Origin of the sequence: Rhizobium aethiopicum (genome assembly GCF_014197535.1) — a bacterium.
In the GTDB taxonomy this organism is placed as follows: domain Bacteria; phylum Pseudomonadota; class Alphaproteobacteria; order Rhizobiales; family Rhizobiaceae; genus Rhizobium; species Rhizobium aethiopicum_A.
Window position 1 is genome coordinate 467,651 of the sequence record NZ_JACIFV010000001.1, and the last position, 20,536, is coordinate 488,186.

Genomic DNA, 20,536 nt, shown 5'->3' on the forward strand with positions numbered 1-20,536 from the left:
CCGACGATGGCGATACCCTTCTCACGACCGCTTGCGCTGAGCCAGGGCGATCCCGCCGGCATCGGACCGGATATCACCCTGTTGGCTTGGCTCCGGCGGCGTGAACTCGGGCTTCCGCCGTTCTTTCTTATCGGCGATCCGGATGTCTTGGCTCTGCGGGCCCGCCAGCTCAATCTGGCGGTTTCCATTCGTGAGATCGCCAAGGCCGGCGAGGCCACCGGGATATTTGCCGATGCGCTGCCCGTCATGAGCGTCCAGGCCGGTATTGAGGTGGTGGCCGGCGAGCCGCATGCGGCAACGGCGAAGGGCACGATCGCGGCGATCGAGAAAGCAGTCTCGCTTGTCATCGGCGGCGAGGCACTCGCAGTCGTCACCAATCCGATCGCTAAGGGCGTGCTCTACGAGGCGGGTTTCCGGTTTCCCGGCCATACCGAATTTCTCGCCGATCTTGCCGCCAGGGCGACCGGCAGGCCGGTGACGCCGGTCATGATGTTGTCGGGACCGAAACTCAGGGCCATTCCAGTTACCATCCACATTCCTGTCCGCGATGTGCCGCAAGCACTGACCGGCGAACTGATCATCGAAACCTGCCGGATCGCCGATGCGGATCTCAGGCAGCGCTTCGGTATCGACGCGCCGCGCCTTGCCGTCGCCGGCCTCAACCCGCATGCGGGTGAAGGCGGAGCGATCGGCACGGAGGATGAGGACATCATCCGCCCATCGATCGAGCAACTGCGTGACGAGGGTATCGACGCGATCGGCCCCCTGCCCGCCGATACGATGTTCCATGACGATGCGCGGGCGCGATATGATGTCGCCATCTGCATGTACCACGACCAAGCGCTGATCCCCGCCAAGGCCCTCGGTTTCGACGACAGCGTCAACGTCACGCTCGGACTTCCCTTCGTGCGAACCTCGCCGGATCACGGCACCGCTTTCGGCATTGCCGGCAAGGGACTGGCGCGTGAGCAGAGCCTGGTTGCAGCACTGAAGCTTGCCGCCCAGCTCGGCCGCTCTTGGGAAAGCCGCCGCTGATGGCAGCACTCGATGGCCTGCCGCCGCTTCGCGACGTCATTCAGCGTCACGGCCTCGATGCGCGCAAGGCGCTCGGGCAGAACTTCCTGCTCGACCTCAACCTCACGCAGAAGGTCGCCCGCACGGCAGGCGCGCTCGAAGAGACCACCGTTTTCGAGGTCGGCCCCGGTCCCGGCGGGCTGACCCGCGCGATACTGGCGCTCGGCGCCAAGAAGGTCATTGCCATCGAGCGTGACGCGCGCTGCCTGCCGGCGCTTGCCGAGATCGCCGATCACTATCCCGGCCGCCTGGAGGTCATCGAAGGCGATGCGCTGAAGACGGATTTCGAAGCATTGGCGCCGGAAGGCCCCGTCAAGATCATCGCCAACCTGCCTTATAATGTCGGTACGCAACTGCTGGTCAACTGGCTGCTGCCGAGGGCCTGGCCGCCATTCTGGCAGTCGCTGACGCTGATGTTTCAGAAGGAAGTCGGCGCGCGGATCGTTGCTGGCGAGGACGACGACCATTACGGCCGTCTCGGCGTGCTCTGTGGCTGGCGAACGGAGGCACGCATGGCCTTCGACGTACCGCCGCAAGCCTTCACGCCGCCGCCGAAGGTGACTTCGACAGTGGTGCATCTGATCCCCAGGGCGAACCCCATCCCCTGCGCTGTCGCCAATCTGGAAAAAGTAACGCAGGCCGCCTTCGGCCAGCGCCGCAAGATGCTGCGCCAGAGCCTGAAACCAATTGGCGGCGAGAGCCTGCTCATCAAGGCGGGAATCGATCCGGCGCGGCGGGCGGAGACCCTCTCAGTCGAAGAATTCTGCCTTCTCGCAAATAGCCTTTAGCGCCACATTTCCTGTTGGATGCACAAAGGACGCGCCTTAGGTCGAAGGCCGTCCTTTCGCATTGGCGATCGGACGGCTGGGTTGATGAGGAGCACCTTACTTGCAGATCGCTTGGGCCAGAAAGCCGCGCATCGCCTCGCCGAATGGAGCACGCATCATGTATTCCGCTTCCACCATCTTGCTCTGGTGGTAGACGGCGCGCGGATGCGAGAAGGCGAGGAAGCCAAATTTGCCGTGATAGGCGCCCATGCCGGAATGACCGACGCCGCCGAAGGGCAAGCCCTCCGCCGTGACGTGGCTCATGCAGTCATTGACGGTCACTCCGCCGGAGGTCGTATTGTCGAGAACGCGGCGCTCCTCTTCGCCATCCTGGCTGAAGTAGTAGAGGGCAAGGGGGCGCGGCCGGGCGTTGATGCGATCGATAACGTCTGCGACATCGCGGTAGGGAAGAACCGGCAGAACCGGCCCGAAGATTTCCTCCTGCAGGGCACGCATATCGTCGGTGGGATCGAGGATCAGGGTTGGTGGCATGCGGTGAGCCGATTGCTGCGAGAAATTCTCTCCAGCCGGATTGATCTCGACGATTTGGGCGCCCTTGGCCCTGGCGTCGTCGACCAGGCCCTGCACGCGGGCGTGATGACGGGCATTGACGATCGAGGTGTAATCAGGATTTTCCTTCAGCGTCGGATACATCGCGCCAACCGCCGCCACCGCATGTTCGGCAAAGGCTTCGACGCTTTCCTCGGGCACGTAGACATGATCAGGCGCCAGGCAGATCTGGCCGGCATTCAGCGTCTTGACGGTCATGATGCGACGCGCCGCGTCTGCGAGATCGGCCGAACGGCCGACGATGACGGGCGACTTGCCGCCGAGTTCGAGCGTCAGCGGCGTCAGGTTTTCTGCCGCCGCCCGCATGACCTGATGGGCAATCGCCGTGCCGCCGGTGAAGATCAGATGGTCGAAGGTAAGCGAGGTAAAAGCGGTGCCGGTCGCCGGTCCGCCCTGCACCACCGCAATTTCCGTTTCGTCGAAGGAGCGGGCAACGAGTTCCGCCATCAGCGCGGCCGACGCCGGCGTTACCTCCGACGGTTTGATCATGGCGCGGTTGCCGGCGGCGAGGATGCCGGCAAGTGGGGCAAGCGCGAGCTGATAGGGGAAATTCCAGGGGCTCAGGATACCGACCACCCCCTTCGGCTGATAGACCACCTCGGCCACCGCGTCCGGGAACAAAGCCTCGTGCTGCTCGGGCTTCAACCATTCGGCAAGATGGGCCTTGGCATATTTGAGCGAACCGACGCAGGTGAAGACGTCGAGAAGCAGGCTCGCCTCGACGCTGCGGCTTCCGAAATCGTCCGAGAGAGCCGCCGCAATCGCATCCTTATGATCGACGAGAAGGGCGACGACTCGGTCGATGCGATTAATGCGGGTCCCGATGTTGGGTGGCCCCTCCTTGAGGAAAGACGCCCTTTGCCGGGCGAGCAGCTGCTTCATGACGTCAGAACTGGTATCGGTGGCGATTGGGGTGACGTTGTTCATTGGTTCCTCCCTCGAACGATGTCAGGCGGCCGGCTGGCGCACGATCGGTTTCAGCACGATGCCTCTTTCCGAGTCCTCCACCGCCTGATTGATGTCGGCGAAATCGTAAAAGCTGACGAGCCTGTCAAAGGGGAAGCGCCCTTGGCGATGAAGGTCGATCAATAAGGGGATCAGCACGTCGGGATTGGAATCGCCCTCGACAATGCCGCGCACCCGGCGGCCGCCGGACAGGATATGGGTGAGGTCGAGCGTCAATGTAGCGCCGTGCGGCGAGGCACCGACGATGCCGCATGTACCACGCGGCGCCAGTACCCGCACGCACTGGTCGATGACGGCGGGCACGCCGGAGGCATCGATCGAATAATCGACGCCGGCGCCGGTCAGCGCCATGATCGCGGCAACCGCGTCGCTCCCCTTGCCGTTGACGATGTCGGTCGCTCCGAGTTGCGCCGCAAGCGCCAGCCGCGTCTCATTGACATCGACAGCGATGATCCGCGACGCGCCGACGATCCGCGCCGCCATCACGGCGGCCAGACCAACAGAGCCCATGCCGAAAACTGCGAGTATTTTTCCAGGCTCGACGTCGAGCGCATTCATCACCGCGCCGGCACCGGTCTGGATACCGCAGGCGAGTGGGCCAAGCAGCGCCAGATCCGCATCTTTCGGCACTTTCACGATATTGCGTTCATGGCACAGCGCGTGGCTTGCAAAGGACGATTGTCCGAAAATATTGCCATGAATCCGCTCTCCTTCGCATGAGAGCCCGCTCGAACCGTCGGCGCGCGCACCGAAGAAGTTGCGCGGGAAGAACTCGTGGCAATAGGTTTCCTCGTGATCGTTGCAGCTCGGGCAATGACCGCAGGAATTAAAGGTCATGACCACGTGATCGCCCGGCGTCACCTTGGCAACGCCTGGCCCGACACGTTCGACGATGCCGGCGCCCTCGTGACCGAGCACGACCGGCTGCGGCACCGGCAGATGCTGGTCGCGCATGACGATATCGGTATGGCAAACGCCGGTCGCTACGACGCGAACCAGGATCTCCCCCTCGCGCGGCTCCTCCAGATCGAGCCTTTCCAGCGAAAACGGCATATGCGGCGCGCGCGCCACCGCGGCATGGATCTTCATTCTATCCTCCTTCCGAGATCAATCCGCGCCCTCAGCCGCGCCTGTAGGCGCCGAGTCCCGGCTGATAGGTCTTGTCGTCGAGGAACTGCTTCAGTCCCTCGTCGCGCCCCTTGGTCTTGTCGAGAAACAGCATCTGCTCCAGCTTGGCGTAGATGTAATCGTCGGCGAGATCCCACGGCAGGTTGCGCACCCGCTTATAGGTGTCCTTGGCGGCCTTCAGCGTCACCGGGTTCTTTTCGAGCAGGCTGGCGCAGATCTTGCGGACTCGGGGTTCGAGCTCGGCGAGCGGCACGGCCTCGTTGACGAGACCCATTTCGGCAGCCTTGCGCCCGCCGAAGAGTTCGCCGGTCATGATGTAGTAGAGGGCATCACGATGGCGCATCACCTCAGCGACTGCGCGGGTGACGTTGCCACCCGGCAAGATGCCCCAGTTGATTTCGGAAAGGCCGAAATTCGCCTCCTCGGCGGCGATGGCAAGGTCGCAGGAAACGAGCGGCGTGAAGGCGCCGCCGAAGCACCAGCCGTTGACCATGGCGATCGTCGGCTTCTCGAAATACATCAACCGGCCCCACCAGCCGCCGGATTGGCGCCGCGCCTTCAATGTAGCATCGCGCGGTTTGTCGTCATTGTCGCGAAAATATTCTTTGAGATCCATTCCGGCGGACCAGGACTCGCCGGCGCCGCGCAGGACGAGCACGCCGCAGCGCTCATCGCCCTCGAGCTCATCGAGTACCTCCAGCATCCGTGCATTCAAGGCCGGATTCATCGCATTGCGCTTTTCCGGTCGGTTGAGGGTCACGAAAGCGATGCCGTTATCGAATTCGACCAGAACCGGCGATTGGTCTTCAGTCATCAGATCACTCCATTGGTTTCGGCATGGAAGCCGGGGCCGCTTCATCAGGCCTGTCGTTGAAGGGTTTCGTCGGAATGCAGCTGGCGCAGGACATGTTTCTGCACTTTGCCGGAGGCGGTGCGGGGAACGGCTTCGACGAAGAGGATGTGCGCCGGGCGCTTGAAAGCGGCGAGCCTTACCGCGCAATGGCCGGCAATCGCTTCGCCCGTCACCACGGCACCCGGCCGCAGCACGACATAGGCGACGCCACATTCTCCCCACCTGTTGTCGGGAATGCCGACGACCGCGACGTCGAGGATATCGGGATGGCTTGCGAGGACAGCCTCGACTTCGGCCGGATAAACATTCTCACCGCCGCTGATATACATATCCTTCAGCCGGTCGACGATGCGATAGAAGCCGTTTGCTTCACGCCGGCCGAGATCGCCGGTACGGTACCAGCCGTCGGTGAAGGCGGCGGCGGTTTCCGCAGGCTTGTTCCAGTAGCCTGGCGTCACCGCCAGTCCACGCAGCCAGATTTCGCCGATCTCGCCGGGGCCGACGTCGTGGCCACCCTCGCCGACAATGCGGATGTCGACCAATGGTGCGGGAAGACCGACACTACCGGGATTGTCCTGCACCGCGCGCTGGTCGATCGGCACATGCAGCACCGTTCCGGCCTCGCTCATGCCGTAACCGTTGACCAGCGCAACGCCGTCATCGAGATAGCTTTCGATCAGCGCCTGCGTCAGCGGCGCGCCGCCGACGAAGAGCGCATGCAGGCCAGAGAGAGCCGCGGCGCTATAGGCGGGATCGTTGCGCAGAGCCAGGGCGATCTGCGGCACGGCGAAATAATGGGTGACGGCACGCTCACGCAAGACGGCCAGCGTGCGCGCCGGGGTGAAGCGGTCGGAGATGACGAGCGTACCACCCAGCATCAATGTGGTTCGCGCCACGGCGATGAGCCCGATCGTATGGAAGAAGGGCAGATCGCACAAAGCGACCGATGCCGGCCCGATCTCTCCGACGAAGGAAAAATTGACGGCGGCAAAGAAAGCATTGCGGCCGGTGATAACGACGCCCTTCGGCTGCCCTGTCGTGCCCGAGGTGTAGAGAAGGACGCACGCCCGATCCGCATCTTCGGACACCGGATCGGCCGTGACGCTCGCCTCGATGCGGGCCGCAAGCCCGGCTGGGCCATCTGCCGTCGAGATCACCGCCATGTCAGGATCGGCATCTGCAAGGCTCGCCACAACTTCCGAAAACTCCTCGTCGTAGACCAGGAGCGCCGGCGCGCAATCGGCAAGGATCGGCCGCAGTTCGGCGGCGCCGAGACGCCAGTTGAGCGGCACATAAACGGCGCCCACGCGCTGGCAGGCAAAAGCCAGCACGATCGAATCGATCGAGTTGCGCGCCAGCATGGCGATCCGCGCCCCGTCCCGGCGCGCTCCGAGGATATTATCGAGGAAACCGGCACATCGGGCGATCCGCATGTTGAGCTCGGCATAGCTGAGCTGACGGCCGGTGGCGATCTCGAACACGGCCTGTCGATCCGGCGCGACACGGGCGCAGTAAAGGATCGGATCCTCCGCCACCAGTCCACAATCGACCGACGAAGACCTTCCGGAAAGGGAACGCGCCATTTTTCCTCCGATGCCAGCCGCTCCTCCGCGGCCGACAAATTTGTATGCAACACATACTAATATTTTTTGAGCAGGATGCAAGAGGCTGCTCGCGGCAAATCCATCCACTCCGACAAGCTCCGGGAAATCTTCGGGCGGATATTGACTAACCTGCTGATTTTGATGGTTATAGCGCCTTGACTAGGCGAGAATGAATAATGGCTACAAAACCACCGCGGGATGATGTTGAGAGCGAGGATGCTCCGGCGACGCCGTCTCTCGACGTCGGCCGGCTTGGCGATCTCCTCGGTTTTCATCTGCGTATGGCGCATGTCGCGATCTACCGCGACTTCGCTGAAACCATGGAAGAGCTGGCGCTGACGCAAAAACAGCTCGCGGTGATGGAGCTCCTTGCAGTCAATGCGGGTGCATCGCAGATCGACCTTGCCAATACGCTCGGCACCGACCGCGCGACCATGATGGCGCTCGTCAACCGGCTCGCAGGCCGCGACCTCATCGAGCGCCGCCCTTCAGCTGCGGACCGGCGCCGCCAGGAACTGCATCTGACGATGGCGGGTCACGCCATGCTCGCGCGGGCGCGCAAGCTGATCGATGCACACGAACAGCGTTTCATCGACCTGTTTTCGCAAGATGAAATGGATGCTCTGCTGGCTGCGCTGAAGCGGATATATAAGCGCGACTGAAACCTGCTTCCGCCCTTTGCCGGCTTGCCAGAGCAGAAGGAGCCTTGGCAACCCCGGCGATGCAATGCGCGCAAACCTAAGGCCAATCCGCATAACCCGAGGAAAGCATGCTGTTTTCCGAGCCGGCGGAAGCACGGGCGATCTCACGGTAGCCGGCGGGGGAAAGGCCGGTTTTGCGCTTGAAGAAATGGCTGAAATAGGTCGGGTCGCGAAAGCCGAGGCTGTCGGAGATTTCCTGGATGTTGCGGGCCGAACGCTCCAATCTCAGCTTTGCCTCCTGCACCACGCGCTCGTGCAGAAGCTGGATCGGCGAGCGGCCGAGCGTCCTTTGACAGATCGAATGCAGGCGGTCGGCGGTGACGCCCAATTCCGCGGCATAATCGCTGATCGGCCGGTGCTGGCGGAAACCGGCCTCGACCAGCTGGCGATAACGCTGCAGGATCGATCCGGTTTCGCCCTGCCCACGCGGCTCGCTTCTTTCGCTGTCGCTGCCGCGCCACAGCGTCATGAGGATCAGCCTGAGATAGGCCGAGACCACCATCCAGGAGGCCCGGGAGGGATCGCCGAGTTCCCGCACGAAGCCCGAAATCAATGGACTGATTTCGGCCACCAGCAAGGGGTCCCGTGCCTCGACCAGCTTGCGCTGCTCGGTGAGGAGACGCAGCGAGTAGGATTCCACCTTGTCGCCAATCGCGTCGACCATGATCTGCGCCGAGGCGCCGATGAGATGGGCGGCACTCCCGGCAGCAATCGACAGATCGCAGCGTGCCTGCGGCGGTAGGAAGGCAAGCAGCGGCCCGTGCAGCGGCCGGTCTTCGCCGCTGTCGAAATGAAGGTCGGCCGCCCCGTCGCCGAGCAGCAGGAAATGGTGGAAATCGGTATAGAGGCCTTTCTGCAGACGGATACGCCGATGCGACAGTGACGGCGCATGCCACTCGCCCCTGGCATAGTGATGAATGCCTCCGTCCGTGGCCAAAGCCGCTCCTCCGCTCCTGCAAATAGTGCCGCAGTCGCCGGATAATTACAATATTAACCCAATAAATCGCATTCCATCCGCCATCGATCGGCGTAACCTTATCGTCATTAGCCTTTGGGAGGAGGCATTTCATCAGACACAGGAACGCTTAAGCGGCCTCTAGGCCGTTGCGTCCGCTCGTCTTCTCCCGTGGCAATAATCCAGGCGTCAGCACTTGGCGCCAGCATGTGACGAATGGGTGAAACCGTGTTTTCGGCAAAGCTGATGATCAACAACGAGGCGATGGATGCTTCCCACGGGGCCACCTTCGAACGCGTCGATCCGCTGACCGGCGATGTCGCGACGATCGCTTCGGCAGGATCCGTCGCCGACATGACGCGGGCCGCCAATGCCGCCGCTGCTGCCTTTCCCGATTGGTCGCAAACCGGCCCCGGCGAACGGCGCAGACTGCTCAACGCCGCCGCCGAACTTCTCGATGCCCGTTCGCCGGAACTGATTGCCGCCATGACCGGGGAAACCGGCGCCACGACGCAATGGGCGGCGATCAATTGCCGGCTCGGCGCCGATATTTTGCGCGAGGCGGCGGCGATGACCACGCAAATCTCGGGCGAGCTCATTCCCTCAGGCATTCCCGGAAACCTCGCCATGGCGGTGCGCCAGCCGGCCGGCGTCTGCGTCGGCATCGCCCCCTGGAATGCGCCCATTATTCTCGGCACCCGCGCCGTCGCCATGCCGCTTGCCTGCGGCAACACCGTCGTCCTGAAAGCCTCCGAACTCTGCCCGAAAACCCACGGCCTGATCGGCGACATCCTGTGTGACGCCGGCTTTCCCCGCGGCGTCGTCAATGTCGTCTCCAATGCGCCGAGCGATGCCGCCGCCGTCGTTGATGCCCTGATCGCCCATCCGGCTGTGCGCCGCATCAACTTCACCGGCTCCACCCGTGTCGGCAGGATCATCGCCGAAAGCGCGGCACGGCATCTGAAGCGCTGCCTTCTCGAACTTGGCGGCAAGGCACCATTCATCGTTCTTGCCGACGCCGATATTGACGAGGCAGTGGGTGCCGCCGCCTTCGGCGCCTTCATGAACCAGGGCCAGATCTGCATGTCCACAGAGCGGATCATTCTGATGGACGAGATCGCCGATAATTTCGTCGGCAAATTCCGGGCGAAGGCCGAAACCCTCATCGCGGGCCATCCCGGGGACGGCAATACGCCGCTCGGCACGCTGATCAACGCCGAAGCGGCGCGCCGCGTGAAGTCGCTCGTCGACGATGCCCTGCAGAAGGGTGCTGCGCTCGTCTGCGGCGGCCGGCCCGACGGCACGCTGATGGATGCGACCGTCATCGATCACGTGACGCCTGCCATGCGCATCTACCGCGAGGAAAGCTTCGGGCCGGTTGCGGCGATCGTCCGGGTCGGCAGCGTCGATGAGGCGGTGACGGTTGCCAATGACAACGAATATGGGCTCTCGGCGGCGGTTTTCAGCGCCGACATCAATGCGGCGATGGCTGTTGCCATGCGGCTTGAATCCGGCATCTGCCACATCAACGAGGCCACGGTTTCCGACGAGCCGCAAATGCCGTTCGGGGGCGTCAAATCAAGCGGCTATGGCCGCTTCGGCGGCAAGGCCGCAATCGATGAATTCACCGAGCTCAGATGGATCACCATGGCTGGGGGAAAACGACACTACCCGATCTGACTTCAGATCGGGATGAACACAGGAAACGGGCTGGGAGGCCCGCATCAATAGGGAGGAACGATTTCATGAACGGCATTTTCCGCAATGGCAAACTCAACGCGGCGTCCCTGACCCGCCGTTCTTTCATCGCATCGGCTGCCGCAGGCAGTGCGGCGCTGGCGCTTTCCGGCCGCACGGTTTTCGCGCAAGGCGATACGTTGAAGGTCGGATTCATCAGCCCGCGCACCGGCCCTCTCGGCGGCTTCGGCGAGACCGACGGCTATGTGCTCGAACTGACGCGCAAGGCGCTGGCGAACGGCCTGCAGGCCGGCGGCAAGACCTGGAAGGTGGAGATTCTCGACCAGGACACCCAATCCGACCCCTCGCGCGCCGGCCAGCTGGCGAAGGACCTGATCAACAACGAGGCGATCGACCTGATGCTCGCCGTCTCGACGCCCGAAACGATCAATCCGGTGGCCGATGCCTGCGAGGCGGCAGGCATTCCCTGCCTGTCGACGGTGATGCCCTGGGAAGCCTGGTATTTCGGCCGCGGCGCCAAGCCCGGCGCGCCCTCGCCGTTCAAATGGACCTATCATTTCGGTTTCGGCGTCGAAGAGTTCCACAAGGCCTATGTCTCGCAGTGGAACCTGATCGAGACCAACAAGAAGGTCGGCGTCATGTATCCGAACGATGCCGACGGCAATGCGATCCGCACCCATCTGGCGCCGGCACTTGCCAGGGCGGGCTTCACCATCGTCGATCCCGGCGCCTATGAAACCGGAACCACCGACTTTTCGGCGCAGATCGCTCTCTTCCGGCAGGAAGGCGTAGAGATCTTCAACTCCTTCCCGATCCCGCCCGATTTCGCCGCCTTCTGGCGTCAGGCGGCACAGCAAGGCCTGACCCAGCAGATCAAGATCTGCCAGGTCGCCAAAACAGGTCTCTTTCCATCCGACATCGAGGCACTCGGCGATCTCGGCCTCAACATCGGCAGTGCCGCCTATTGGCACAAGGCCTTCCCTTACAAATCGACGCTGACCGGCGTCTCCGGAACCGAACTCGCCGACGGCTACGAAACGGCAAGCGGCAAGCAGTGGACGCAGCAGCTCGGCGCCAGCCTTGCGCTGCTCGACGCCGGCTTCGATGCGCTGAAGGCGAGTACCGACGTCAAGAGCAAGGAGGCCGTCGCCAAGGCGCTCGCCACGCTGAAGACGACGACGATCGCCGGCAAGGTCGACTTCACCAGCGGTCCCGTCGCCAATGTTTCTCCCGGGCCGATCATCGGCACGCAGTGGGTGAAAGCGCCGGAGGGCTCGAAATTCGCGCTCGACTACGTCGTCACCGAAAACGCCACCGATCCCAATGTTCCGGTCGGCGCCAAGCTCACCGCCTATAACGGATAGCAACAGTGCAGAGGCAAGAAGCTCAAAGGCGGCCGGGGGAAGCTTTTCTCTCGGCCAGGGGGATCCACAAGCGGTTCGGCGCGCTTGTGGTGCTGGAGAATCTGGATTTCTCCATGGGCGATGGCGAGGCGGTCGGCATCGTCGGGCCGAACGGCGCGGGCAAGACGACCCTGCTCAGCGTGCTCGCCGGCGCCTACCCGCCGAGTGCGGGAAGCATCACCTTCGATGGCGCCGACGTCACCAGCCGGACGGCGGCGGAGCGCTGCCGCTCCGGGCTTGTGCGGACGCATCAGGTTCCCAAACCCTTCAGCGGCATGACGACTTTCGAAAATGTCTTCGTCGCCGCTTCGCACGGCAATGCGGCAAGCCGCGACGAGGCCTATGAGCGTGTGGTGGATTCGCTGTCGCTCTGCGGCATGCTCGGGGTCGCCAACCGCCCGGCCGACACCCTCGGTCTCCTGGATCGCAAGCGGCTGGAGCTTGCCCGTGCGCTTGCCACGCAGCCGCGGCTGCTGCTGCTCGACGAGATCGGCGGCGGCCTGACCGATGGGGAGGCGAGCGAACTCGTCGAAACCATCCTCGAATTGCGCCGCCGCGGCATCGGCATCGTCTGGATCGAGCATATCGTCCATATCCTGCTGCAGGTGGCGGAAAGGCTGATCTGCATGGATGCCGGCCGGATCATCGCCGATGGCGAGCCGAAGACTGTCATGAGCGATGCGGAGGTGGTCAAGGCCTATCTCGGAGGGACGCCCGCATGAGCCTTCTTTCCATCGAGAATCTCGACGTCCGCCACGGCCTGCTGCAGGCGGTGCGCGGGGTCAGCTTCGATGTCGCCAAAGGCGAGGTGCTGGCGCTGGTCGGCGCGAACGGCGCCGGCAAGACGACGCTGCTCAGATCGATCGCCGGCGCCCATCTGCCCGCCTCCGGCCGCGTCCTGCTCGGCGATGAGGATCTGGCTGCCGTGCCCTCCCACAAGCGGATCGCCAAGGGCATCGCCCTGGTACCGGAAGGCCGGCGGCTGTTTTCGCAGATGACGGTGGAAGAGAACTTGCTTCTCGGCAAGAGCTGCGGGCGCAAGGGCGAGTGGAGCATCGACCGCATCCTCGACGCCTTCCCGAACCTGAAGTCCCGCCGTCACGCCAAGACCGGGCACCTCTCCGGCGGGGAACAGCAGGCGACCGCCATCGGCCGGGCGCTGATGAGCAATCCCGATATTCTTCTTCTGGACGAGGTCTCGCTCGGGCTTTCGCCTCTGGTCGTCGACCGCGTCTATGCCCAGTTGCAGGCGCTGCTGACTTCGGGAACGACCATCGTGCTGGTCGAGCAGGATCTCGGCCGCGCCATGAGTGTCGCAAGCCGTATCATCTGCATGCTGGAAGGCCGTATCGTGCTCGACAGGCCGGCAGCCGCCGTCACCCGCGACGAGGTCACCAAGGCCTATTTCGGACTGCACCGGACAGCCGGCGAAAGGAGCGCATCATGATCAACACCCTGATCCAGGGCCTCCTGCTTGGCGGTTATTACGCCGTCATCGCCTGCGGATTGTCCTTCATGTTTTCGGTCATGCGGATCATCAATCTCGCCCATGGGAGCCTGGCGGTCGCCGCCGCCTACGGGCTGTGGCTGCTCGCCGCCAAGGCCGGCATTCCACCTTTCGCCGGCCTTTTGATCGTGCTGCCCGTCATGGCGGTGATCGGCTGGCTGCTGCAGCGCTTCATCCTCGAACGCAGCGCCCGCGGCGGCACGCTGCTGCCGATCCTGACGACCTTCGGCCTGTCGATCGTCATCGACAATCTGCTGTTCGAACAGTTCGGCGCCGACACACGATCGCTCGCGCCCTTCATCGGCAATCTCTCCTATGCATCCTGGCAGCTGCCCGGCCACATCTTCGTCGGCAAGCTTGCCGTGATGATGATGGTAACGGCGATCCTCATTCTCGGCGGGCTGCAATTCTTCCTCGGCCGCTTTACATTGGGCCGCGCCATCCGCGCGACGGCCGAAGATCCGGATACGGCGGGGCTCGTCGGCATCGATGCGCGCAGGGTGAATGCGGTCGCCACCGCCATCACCATGGTCACGATCGGGATTGCCGGCGCCTTTCTCGGGATGCGGGCGACCTTCAGCCCTTATGCGGGCGGTCCGCAGCTTCTCTTTGCCTTCGAGGCCGCGGTCATCGGCGGAGCGGGATCGCTGTGGGGAACGCTTGCCGGCGGCATCGTTCTCGGCCTTGCCCAGTCGCTCGGCGCGCAATTGCATCCGCAGGGCTTTCTGATCGGCGGCCATGCCGTGTTCCTGCTGGTGCTTTTCATCCGGCTGTCCCGGTCCCGCCTGCCGGTTCTCGACAAGATCGCAGCGCTTCTGAAACCCAGCGCCCTCCTCAACCTTCGCGCACGCCTTCGGAGCTCGACATGACATTCGTCTCCAACGGAATATCAATCGAGCGTTGGACGACCTCGTCGCGGCTGGCGCTCGGCTCCATGGCCGCGGTGTTTGCCCTCCTGATCCTTGCCCCCGCCGTGCTCGGCGCCGGTGCGATCGACCGGATGACCGCCCTGTTCATCTATGTGATCCTGGCCGCCATGTGGAATGCACTCGCCGGTTTCGGCGGGCTGGTCTCGGTTGGCCAGCAGGTGTTCTTCGGCCTCGGCGCCTATTTCACCATTCGGCTCGCCGATGCGGGCCTCGATCCCTTCGTCTCGGTCTTTGCCGCCGCGATCGTGACCGGCGCCCTGTCGATCCCGCTTTCGCTGTTCATGCTGCGGCTGAAGGGCGGCGAGTTTGCGATCGGCATGTGGGTTGTGGCCGAACTCACCCATCTGCTGGTCAATCTCGACCGGCTGATCCAGGGGGAAACCGGAACCTCGCTGATCTCGCTCAATGTCTATGACACCGGCACGCGGCGGGCGGCGATCTACTGGCTTGCGCTCACATCCATGGCCGCCCTGCTCGGCGCGCTCTTCATGCTGATGCGCAGCCGCGCCGGTGCGGCGATGCAGGCGATCCGCGACAATGAGGAGGCGGCGACCTCGGTCGGCGTGCGGGTGACCGCCACCAAGCGGCTGCTCTTCGTGCTCGCCGCCTTCGGCATCGCCATCGCCGGCGGCTTGTGGCTGGCGACCGCCACGACCTTCCAGCCGAAGACCTATTTCAGCGTCCAGTGGACGGCCTACATGATCTTCATGGTGTTGGTCGGCGGGATCGGCAAATTCGAGGGCGCCATCCTCGGCGCCATCCTGTTTTTCGTCATCGAGACTTTCTTCGGCAGCGCTGGGGTCTGGTATCTGATCGGGCTTGGCGCCACCGCGCTGATCTTCTCGCTCTACCTGCCGCGCGGCCTCTGGGGCGAAGTCGAGCGCCGTTTCGACTTCCAGCTTCTGCCCGTCGGCTACCGGCTGAAATTGCCGGGCCCGACGAAAATCAAATGGGAAGAATGAACCCGCCTGCTTCCCGGTTTTCTTGCGAAAGGTGAAATCCATGCTTTTTGGTAAAACAATCCTGGTGACCGGCGTCGCCTCCGGCATCGGCGCCCGGACGGCGGAATTAGCCGGCCAGATGGGCGCTGAGGTCATCGGTGTCGATGTGCGCGAACCGGCAAATGGAAGTGCCGCCTTCATCAAGGGCGATCTCTCCACGCCATCGGGCGTTGCCGAGATTGTCGCGCAGCTGCCGGCGCGCCTCGATGCGCTCGCCAATGTCGCCGGTCTTTCCGGCAGTACTGGCGTCGTCTCAACGCTCGCCGTCAATTTCTACGGGCTGCGCGCTTTGTCGGAAGCCGTGGCGCCCCGCCTGCGCGAAGGCGGCGCCATCGTCAACGTCGCCTCGATCGCCGGTTACGGCTGGCGCGCCAATCTCGAACGGGCCAAATCGCTGACCTCGATCGAGGGCTTTCCGGATGTCGCGGTCGTCGTCGCCGAGCACGGCCTTAAGGACGAGCAAGGCTACCCGCTCTCCAAGGAACTGCTGCTGCTCTGGACCATGCGCGCCGCCCACCAGCCCTTGTTCAAACACCGCAGCATCCGCGTCAATGCGGTGAGCCCCGGACCGGTGGAAACGCCGATCCTCAAGCAGTTCCGTGCCGTGCTCGGCGACGCCAGGGTCGAGAGCGACATCACCCGCGTCGGCCGCGCCGGCACATCAGCCGACATCGCGCCCGCCGTGCTCTTCCTCTGCTCGGACGGCGCACGCTGGATCAATGGCGCCAATCTTGCCGCCGACGGCGGCCTCGAAGCATCCATCAACGCCGAAGTGCTCGGCTTCTAGTTTTTGCCAGGAGACCCCACGATGAATATTTCCCTGCTCATAAACGGCGCCGACCGGCCAGCCTCCAGCGGCCGGACCTATGACCGGATCGATCCCTTCACCGAGAAGCTTGCGAGCCGCGCCGCCGCTGCCAGCCTGGAGGATGTCGCCGCCGCCGTCGACGCCGCCTCCACTGCCTTCGGCGCCTGGTCGAAGACCGGCCCCGGCCAGCGCCGCGCCATCCTGATGAAGGCCGCCGATATCATGGATTCGAAAGTGGCCGAGTTTACCCGGCTGATGATCGAGGAGACCGGCGCCACCGCCCCCTGGGCCGGCTTCAACGTCATGCTCGCCGCCAACATCCTGCGCGAGGCGGGCGCCATGACGACGCAGATTTCAGGCGAAATCATCCCTTCCGACAAGCCCGGCACGCTCGCCATGGGCGTTCGCCAGGCCGCCGGGGTGTGCCTGGCGATCGCGCCCTGGAACGCGCCCGTCATCCTCGCCACCCGCGCCATCGCCATGCCGATCGCCTGCGGCAACACTGTTATTCTCAAGGCATCCGAACAATGCCCGGGCACCCACCGGCTGATCGCCACGGCTCTCGCCGAAGCGGGCCTGCCGGCCGGCGTCATCAACATTCTCACCAATGCTCCTGAGGATGCGCCCGAGATTGTCAACGCACTGATCGCCCATCCGGCCGTCAGGCGCGTGAACTTCACCGGATCGACCAAGGTCGGCAAGATCATCGCCGAGACCTGCGGCAAATATCTCAAGCCCGCTTTGCTCGAGCTCGGCGGCAAGGCGCCGCTCGTCATTCTCGACGACGCCGATATCGACGGCGCTGTAAATGCCGCGATTTTCGGCGCCTTCATGCATCAGGGCCAGATCTGCATGTCGACGGAGCGGATCATCGTCGACACGGCGATTGCCGATCAGTTCGTGGCTAAACTGGCCGCCCGCGCCAGCCAGCTGCCGGCCGGCGACCCGCGCGGACATGTCGTTCTCGGCTCGCTGATCAGCCTCGACGCCGCCAGGAAGATGGAGGAGCTGATCACTGATGCCACAGCCAAGGGCGCAAAACTCGTGGCCGGCGGCAAGCGCTCCGGCACCGTGGTCGAGGCGACGCTGCTCGATCACGTCACTCCTGACATGCGCGTCTATTCGGAAGAATCCTTCGGCCCGGTCAAGCCGATCATTCGCGTCTCCGGCGAGGAGGAAGCAATCCGCGTCGCCAACGACACCGAATACGGCCTGTCATCCGCCGTCTTCAGCCGCAACATCCAGCGGGCGATGGCGGTTGCGGCGCGCATCGAATCCGGCATCTGCCACATCAACGGCCCGACGCTGCACGATGAAGCGCAAATGCCCTTCGGCGGCGTAAAAGGCAGCGGCTACGGCCGCTTCGGCGGCAAGGCAGCGATTGCCGAATTCACCGACCTGCGCTGGATCACCGTGGAGGATTCTGCCCAGCACTATCCCTTCTGAGAGGTCAGGCGCGTCCAGCGAATTTTCCGAGGGTGCGAGCGCGCCATTTCAATGCCGTGGCAGGTGACCTGGCGCGATGCTGTCTCAAACCTGACGTCAGCGAATTCCAGTGTCGGCATGGCCGTCACCGGCGAGCGCCGCATCAGGGCACGAATCCGCGCAATCAGCTCGTTAGATCGACGGCGTCTCTTCCAGCAGCTCGCGAACGAAATCGAACATGCCGTGGCGGCGGTCGCGGCGCAGGCGTTCGGCCTTGACGATCGACTGGACGGCGTCGAAGGCGGTGTTGAGATCATCATTGACGATGACATAATCATATTCGCGCCAGTGGGCGATCTCGGCGCGGCTGTTGGCCAGACGCGTCTGAATGACCTCCTCGGAATCCTCGGCACGACGGTGCAGCCGCGACTGCAGTTCCGTCATGGTCGGCGGCAGCACGAAGATCGAGACGACGTCGGCCGACATCTTCTCCTGCAACTGCTGGGCGCCCTGCCAATCGATATCGAACAGCATGTCGCGGCCTTCGGCCATAGCCTGCTCGACCGGCTCGCGCGGCGTACCGTAGAAATTGCCATGCACTTCGGCCCATTCGAGCAGTGCGTCGCTATCGCGCAACCGCTCGAACTCGCGCACGCTCTTGAAATGGTAATGCACGCCTTCGACTTCGCTCGGGCGGCGCTGGCGCGTGGTGACGCTGACGGAGAGGCCGATATGCTTGTCGGTCTCCAGAAGCGTGCGCGCAATGGTGGACTTGCCGGCGCCCGACGGCGACGAAATGACAAGCATCAGACCGCGGCGGGCGATCTGTACGGGCGAAGATTTCGCCGGTTTCATGTCCTACTCCAAATTCTGGACCTGCTCGCGGAACTGGTCGATCACGACTTTCAGCTCGATGCCGGCGGCGGTGACCGCCGAGGCATTCGACTTCGAGCAGATGGTATTCGATTCGCGGTTAAATTCCTGTGCAAGGAAGTCCAGCCGGCGCCCCGCAGGCCCGCCTTTCGCCAGGAGATCGCGCGCGGCGGCGATATGTGCCTTCAGGCGATCGATCTCCTCGCGCAGATCCGCTTTGGTCGCCAATAAAGCGGCCTCGGCGTGCAGCCTGTCACGGTCGAGCGCGGCCATGCCGTCCATCAGCAAGGCAACCTGTGCCGCAAGCCGGGCGGCGATCTCCGGCTGAGATCGCGAGGGATCCAGCTCGATCGTCCGCGTCAGGCCCTCGATCGTCGCAACGTGATCGAGAAGGATGCGGGAAAGCGCCGCCCCTTCCTGTGCGCGCATTGCCTTGAGATCGGCAAGCGCAGCGAGCAGGCCGGCGACAATATCGGCATCACGGGCGGCAAGCGCCTCCTCGCCATCCTCGCCTTCACGGAACTCCACGATCCCGCGCACCAGAAGCAGCGTATCGAGCTTCAACGGCGCCGGATCGATCACGTCAACCAGTTGCTCGCGCATGGCGAGCACGGCAGCGAGCGCCTCTTTGTTCAGAACCGCCTCGAAACGGTTCTCATCGGCGGTGACAGATAGGGTTGCCTGCAGGTTGCCGCGGCTGAAGGTTTCGCCGGCAAGGCGGCGGACCTCCGCCTCCATGCGTTCGAGGCCGGGCGGCAGGCGCAGGCGCAGGTCGAAACCCTTGCCGTTGACCGAGCGCAGTTCCCATGCCCAGCGCCAGCGGCCGCTCGTTCCCTCGCGCCGCGCAAAACCGGTCATCGACTGCAAAGCCATGGGAGCCTCCCGAAAACTGTCAGTTGATTTTCTTTTTCTTCGGCGGCACGACAGCCGCGCCATTGTCGCCCGGCTGCTCTTCCGGCTGGCCGTCGACGGCGATATTCGGGTCCGAACCCTTGTCGGCCTCGAGCTTGCGCCAGCGCTTGACGTTGGCATTGTGCTCGTCGAGCGTAGCGGCAAAGACGTGGCCGCCGGTGCCGTCGGCGACGAAATAGAGATCCTGGGATTTCCAAGGGTTGGCGACGGCTTCCAGCGCATCCTTGCCGGGATTGGCGATCGGCGTCGGCGGCAGGCCCTTGATGACATAGGTATTGTAAGGCGTGTCCCGTTTCAGATCCGACTGATAGATCGGCCGGTCCGCCGGTTTTCCCTCGCCACCGAACAGCCCATAGATGATCGTCGGATCGGACTGCAGGCGCATGCCCTTGCCAAGCCGGTTCAGGAACACGGAAGCGACATGGGCGCGTTCGTCGGGAATGCCGGTCTCCTTTTCGACGATCGAAGCGAGCGTCACGAATTCTTCTTTGGATCGCAGCGGCAGCGAGGCGTCGCGCTTATCCCAGATCTGATCGACCAGCTTCTGCTGTGCAGCCGCCATCTGTTCGATGATTTCCGAGCGCTTGGTGCCGCGCGAGAATTTGTAGGTGTCCGGACGCAGGCTGCCTTCGGCCGGCAGTGCGGCCGGCAAGTCGCCTTCCAGCACAGGATCCTGCAGCATGCGGTCGAACATCTGGCGGACCGTCAGGCCCTCCGGAAAGGACACCGAATAGAGGATGGACTTGCCCGATTTCAGCAGCTCCATGATATCGCTCATCGAGGCTCTCGCCTTGATCTCATATTCGCCGGCCTTCAGGCTCTCGCCGGCGGAAAGATGCGTCGCCGTCAGATATCGGAAGATACGGGCATCGGAGATGATCGCGTTGCGCTCGAGGTTCGAGGCGATTTCGGCGAGACCAGCGCCGTTGCGGACGATGAAATTGGTGTTGGTCTGCAGCGGGCCCGGGCTCTGATAGGTCGAGGTCGCGTAGTAGAAGCCGATGACGGCGAGGACGCAGACCAGCACCGTCATCGTCATGATGAAGTTCAGGAAAAGGACGATCTGGCTGCGAGCGTTCTTGGAGCGTTTCGGCGGCTCGGGAACACGTTCCGGACGCAGGGCTTCGCTCGGCGACTTCGGGATGATCGGTCCCTTCTGCGCCTGGGTATCGTTGCTCTGGTTCGTCGTATCGCTCACCGGCAATCCTCTATAACTCAGCCCTCATTCCGCTATTTCGCGAAGCAATGCGGCAAAAGCAGGTTCTGCCACCGTTCAACGAAGCCGCTGCCGGCCGTTGTGCT

19 protein-coding genes are annotated in these 20,536 nt (G+C 63.6%); 11 read left to right on the forward strand and 8 right to left on the reverse strand.

Going from position 1 to position 20,536, the window contains the following annotated elements:
* Window positions 1–6 precede the first annotated feature (6 nt).
* Both pdxA and rsmA read left to right on the forward strand, forming a co-directional pair.
* Complete coding sequence (gene pdxA, locus GGD53_RS02375) at window positions 7–1,035, forward strand: 4-hydroxythreonine-4-phosphate dehydrogenase PdxA (protein ID WP_184453196.1); 1,029 nt, start codon at window positions 7–9, stop codon at window positions 1,033–1,035.
* Entirely contained in the window at window positions 1,035–1,862 is an 828-nt protein-coding gene (gene rsmA / locus GGD53_RS02380) for a 16S rRNA (adenine(1518)-N(6)/adenine(1519)-N(6))-dimethyltransferase RsmA (protein WP_184453197.1), read from the forward strand. Before pdxA ends, rsmA begins: the two co-directional genes overlap by 1 nt.
* A 96-nt stretch (window positions 1,863–1,958) precedes the next feature.
* On the opposite strand, the gene GGD53_RS02385 is transcribed toward rsmA, so the two are convergent.
* From GGD53_RS02385 to GGD53_RS02400, 4 genes are read right to left on the reverse strand one after another with little or no spacing between them, the layout of a single operon-like run.
* Entirely contained in the window at window positions 1,959–3,398 is a 1,440-nt protein-coding gene (locus GGD53_RS02385; protein ID WP_184453199.1) for a coniferyl aldehyde dehydrogenase, read from the reverse strand.
* A gap of 21 nt (window positions 3,399–3,419) precedes the next feature.
* On the reverse strand, window positions 3,420–4,526 hold the full coding sequence (locus tag GGD53_RS02390; protein ID WP_184453201.1) for an NAD(P)-dependent alcohol dehydrogenase: 1,107 nt from the start codon (window positions 4,524–4,526) through the stop codon (window positions 3,420–3,422).
* A 31-nt stretch (window positions 4,527–4,557) separates the two neighbouring features.
* A complete protein-coding gene (locus GGD53_RS02395) occupies window positions 4,558–5,379 on the reverse strand; it encodes a p-hydroxycinnamoyl CoA hydratase/lyase (protein WP_184453203.1) in 822 nt (273 codons plus the stop codon).
* 44 nt (window positions 5,380–5,423) lie between these two features.
* Window positions 5,424–7,001 carry an AMP-binding protein gene (locus GGD53_RS02400; RefSeq protein WP_184453205.1) on the reverse strand — a complete coding sequence of 526 codons (1,578 nt, stop codon included), beginning with the start codon at window positions 6,999–7,001 and terminating at the stop codon, window positions 5,424–5,426.
* Window positions 7,002–7,198: 197 nt separating this feature from the next.
* Between GGD53_RS02400 and GGD53_RS02405 the strand changes: the two genes are divergently transcribed.
* Window positions 7,199–7,684, forward strand: a complete 486-nt coding sequence (locus GGD53_RS02405; protein WP_184453207.1) for a MarR family winged helix-turn-helix transcriptional regulator — start codon at window positions 7,199–7,201, stop codon at window positions 7,682–7,684.
* Window positions 7,685–7,760: 76 nt separating this feature from the next.
* On the opposite strand, the gene GGD53_RS02410 is transcribed toward GGD53_RS02405, so the two are convergent.
* Window positions 7,761–8,660: a helix-turn-helix transcriptional regulator gene (locus GGD53_RS02410; protein WP_184453209.1), complete on the reverse strand. Its 900-nt coding sequence runs from the start codon at window positions 8,658–8,660 to the stop codon at window positions 7,761–7,763.
* Between the two features lie 234 nt (window positions 8,661–8,894).
* On the opposite strand from GGD53_RS02410, the gene GGD53_RS02415 reads away from it, so the two are divergent.
* From GGD53_RS02415 to GGD53_RS02450, 8 genes are all read left to right on the forward strand, one after another.
* Window positions 8,895–10,358 carry an aldehyde dehydrogenase gene (locus tag GGD53_RS02415; protein WP_184453211.1) on the forward strand — a complete coding sequence of 488 codons (1,464 nt, stop codon included), beginning with the start codon at window positions 8,895–8,897 and terminating at the stop codon, window positions 10,356–10,358.
* Between the two features lie 65 nt (window positions 10,359–10,423).
* Window positions 10,424–11,740: an ABC transporter substrate-binding protein gene (locus tag GGD53_RS02420; protein WP_184453213.1), complete on the forward strand. Its 1,317-nt coding sequence runs from the start codon at window positions 10,424–10,426 to the stop codon at window positions 11,738–11,740.
* Between the two features lie 5 nt (window positions 11,741–11,745).
* Window positions 11,746–12,501, forward strand: coding sequence for an ATP-binding cassette domain-containing protein (locus GGD53_RS02425; protein WP_184453215.1), 756 nt, complete (start codon window positions 11,746–11,748; stop codon window positions 12,499–12,501).
* A complete protein-coding gene (locus GGD53_RS02430) occupies window positions 12,498–13,226 on the forward strand; it encodes an ABC transporter ATP-binding protein (protein ID WP_184453217.1) in 729 nt (242 codons plus the stop codon). Before GGD53_RS02425 ends, GGD53_RS02430 begins: the two co-directional genes overlap by 4 nt.
* Entirely contained in the window at window positions 13,223–14,155 is a 933-nt protein-coding gene (locus GGD53_RS02435; RefSeq protein WP_184453219.1) for a branched-chain amino acid ABC transporter permease, read from the forward strand. The genes GGD53_RS02430 and GGD53_RS02435 overlap by 4 nt, the downstream gene beginning before the upstream one ends.
* Window positions 14,152–15,177: a branched-chain amino acid ABC transporter permease gene (locus GGD53_RS02440; RefSeq protein WP_184453221.1), complete on the forward strand. Its 1,026-nt coding sequence runs from the start codon at window positions 14,152–14,154 to the stop codon at window positions 15,175–15,177. The genes GGD53_RS02435 and GGD53_RS02440 overlap by 4 nt, the downstream gene beginning before the upstream one ends.
* A gap of 40 nt (window positions 15,178–15,217) precedes the next feature.
* Window positions 15,218–16,003 carry a coniferyl-alcohol dehydrogenase gene (locus GGD53_RS02445; protein ID WP_184453223.1) on the forward strand — a complete coding sequence of 262 codons (786 nt, stop codon included), beginning with the start codon at window positions 15,218–15,220 and terminating at the stop codon, window positions 16,001–16,003.
* Window positions 16,004–16,024: 21 nt separating this feature from the next.
* Window positions 16,025–17,470 (forward strand): aldehyde dehydrogenase, encoded by a 1,446-nt coding sequence (locus tag GGD53_RS02450; RefSeq protein ID WP_184453226.1) that lies wholly within the window; start codon window positions 16,025–16,027, stop codon window positions 17,468–17,470.
* Between the two features lie 171 nt (window positions 17,471–17,641).
* Here the strand turns inward: GGD53_RS02450 and gmk are convergent, their stop codons facing one another.
* From gmk to mltG, 3 genes are read right to left on the reverse strand one after another with little or no spacing between them, the layout of a single operon-like run.
* Window positions 17,642–18,304, reverse strand: a complete 663-nt coding sequence (gene gmk, locus GGD53_RS02455) for a guanylate kinase (protein ID WP_184453228.1) — start codon at window positions 18,302–18,304, stop codon at window positions 17,642–17,644.
* A 3-nt stretch (window positions 18,305–18,307) separates the two neighbouring features.
* A complete protein-coding gene (locus GGD53_RS02460; RefSeq protein WP_184453230.1) occupies window positions 18,308–19,195 on the reverse strand; it encodes a YicC/YloC family endoribonuclease in 888 nt (295 codons plus the stop codon).
* A gap of 19 nt (window positions 19,196–19,214) precedes the next feature.
* Window positions 19,215–20,432, reverse strand: coding sequence for an endolytic transglycosylase MltG (mltG, locus tag GGD53_RS02465; protein ID WP_184453232.1), 1,218 nt, complete (start codon window positions 20,430–20,432; stop codon window positions 19,215–19,217).
* Between the last annotated feature and the right edge of the window lie 104 nt (window positions 20,433–20,536).

Bases quoted from the DNA above. Each gene is read 5' to 3' on its own strand.
- pdxA (WP_184453196.1), top strand. From the start codon at position 7: ATGGCGATACCCTTCTCACGACCGCTTGCGCTGAGCCAGGGCGATCCC.
- rsmA (WP_184453197.1), top strand. From the start codon at position 1,035: ATGGCAGCACTCGATGGCCTGCCGCCGCTTCGCGACGTCATTCAGCGT.
- GGD53_RS02385 (WP_184453199.1), bottom strand. From the start codon at position 3,398: ATGAACAACGTCACCCCAATCGCCACCGATACCAGTTCTGACGTCATG.
- GGD53_RS02390 (WP_184453201.1), bottom strand. From the start codon at position 4,526: ATGAAGATCCATGCCGCGGTGGCGCGCGCGCCGCATATGCCGTTTTCG.
- GGD53_RS02395 (WP_184453203.1), bottom strand. From the start codon at position 5,379: ATGACTGAAGACCAATCGCCGGTTCTGGTCGAATTCGATAACGGCATC.
- GGD53_RS02400 (WP_184453205.1), bottom strand. From the start codon at position 7,001: ATGGCGCGTTCCCTTTCCGGAAGGTCTTCGTCGGTCGATTGTGGACTG.
- GGD53_RS02405 (WP_184453207.1), top strand. From the start codon at position 7,199: ATGGCTACAAAACCACCGCGGGATGATGTTGAGAGCGAGGATGCTCCG.
- GGD53_RS02415 (WP_184453211.1), top strand. From the start codon at position 8,895: ATGGGTGAAACCGTGTTTTCGGCAAAGCTGATGATCAACAACGAGGCG.
- GGD53_RS02420 (WP_184453213.1), top strand. From the start codon at position 10,424: ATGAACGGCATTTTCCGCAATGGCAAACTCAACGCGGCGTCCCTGACC.
- GGD53_RS02430 (WP_184453217.1), top strand. From the start codon at position 12,498: ATGAGCCTTCTTTCCATCGAGAATCTCGACGTCCGCCACGGCCTGCTG.
- GGD53_RS02435 (WP_184453219.1), top strand. From the start codon at position 13,223: ATGATCAACACCCTGATCCAGGGCCTCCTGCTTGGCGGTTATTACGCC.
- GGD53_RS02440 (WP_184453221.1), top strand. From the start codon at position 14,152: ATGACATTCGTCTCCAACGGAATATCAATCGAGCGTTGGACGACCTCG.
- GGD53_RS02445 (WP_184453223.1), top strand. From the start codon at position 15,218: ATGCTTTTTGGTAAAACAATCCTGGTGACCGGCGTCGCCTCCGGCATC.
- GGD53_RS02450 (WP_184453226.1), top strand. From the start codon at position 16,025: ATGAATATTTCCCTGCTCATAAACGGCGCCGACCGGCCAGCCTCCAGC.
- gmk (WP_184453228.1), bottom strand. From the start codon at position 18,304: ATGAAACCGGCGAAATCTTCGCCCGTACAGATCGCCCGCCGCGGTCTG.
- GGD53_RS02460 (WP_184453230.1), bottom strand. From the start codon at position 19,195: ATGGCTTTGCAGTCGATGACCGGTTTTGCGCGGCGCGAGGGAACGAGC.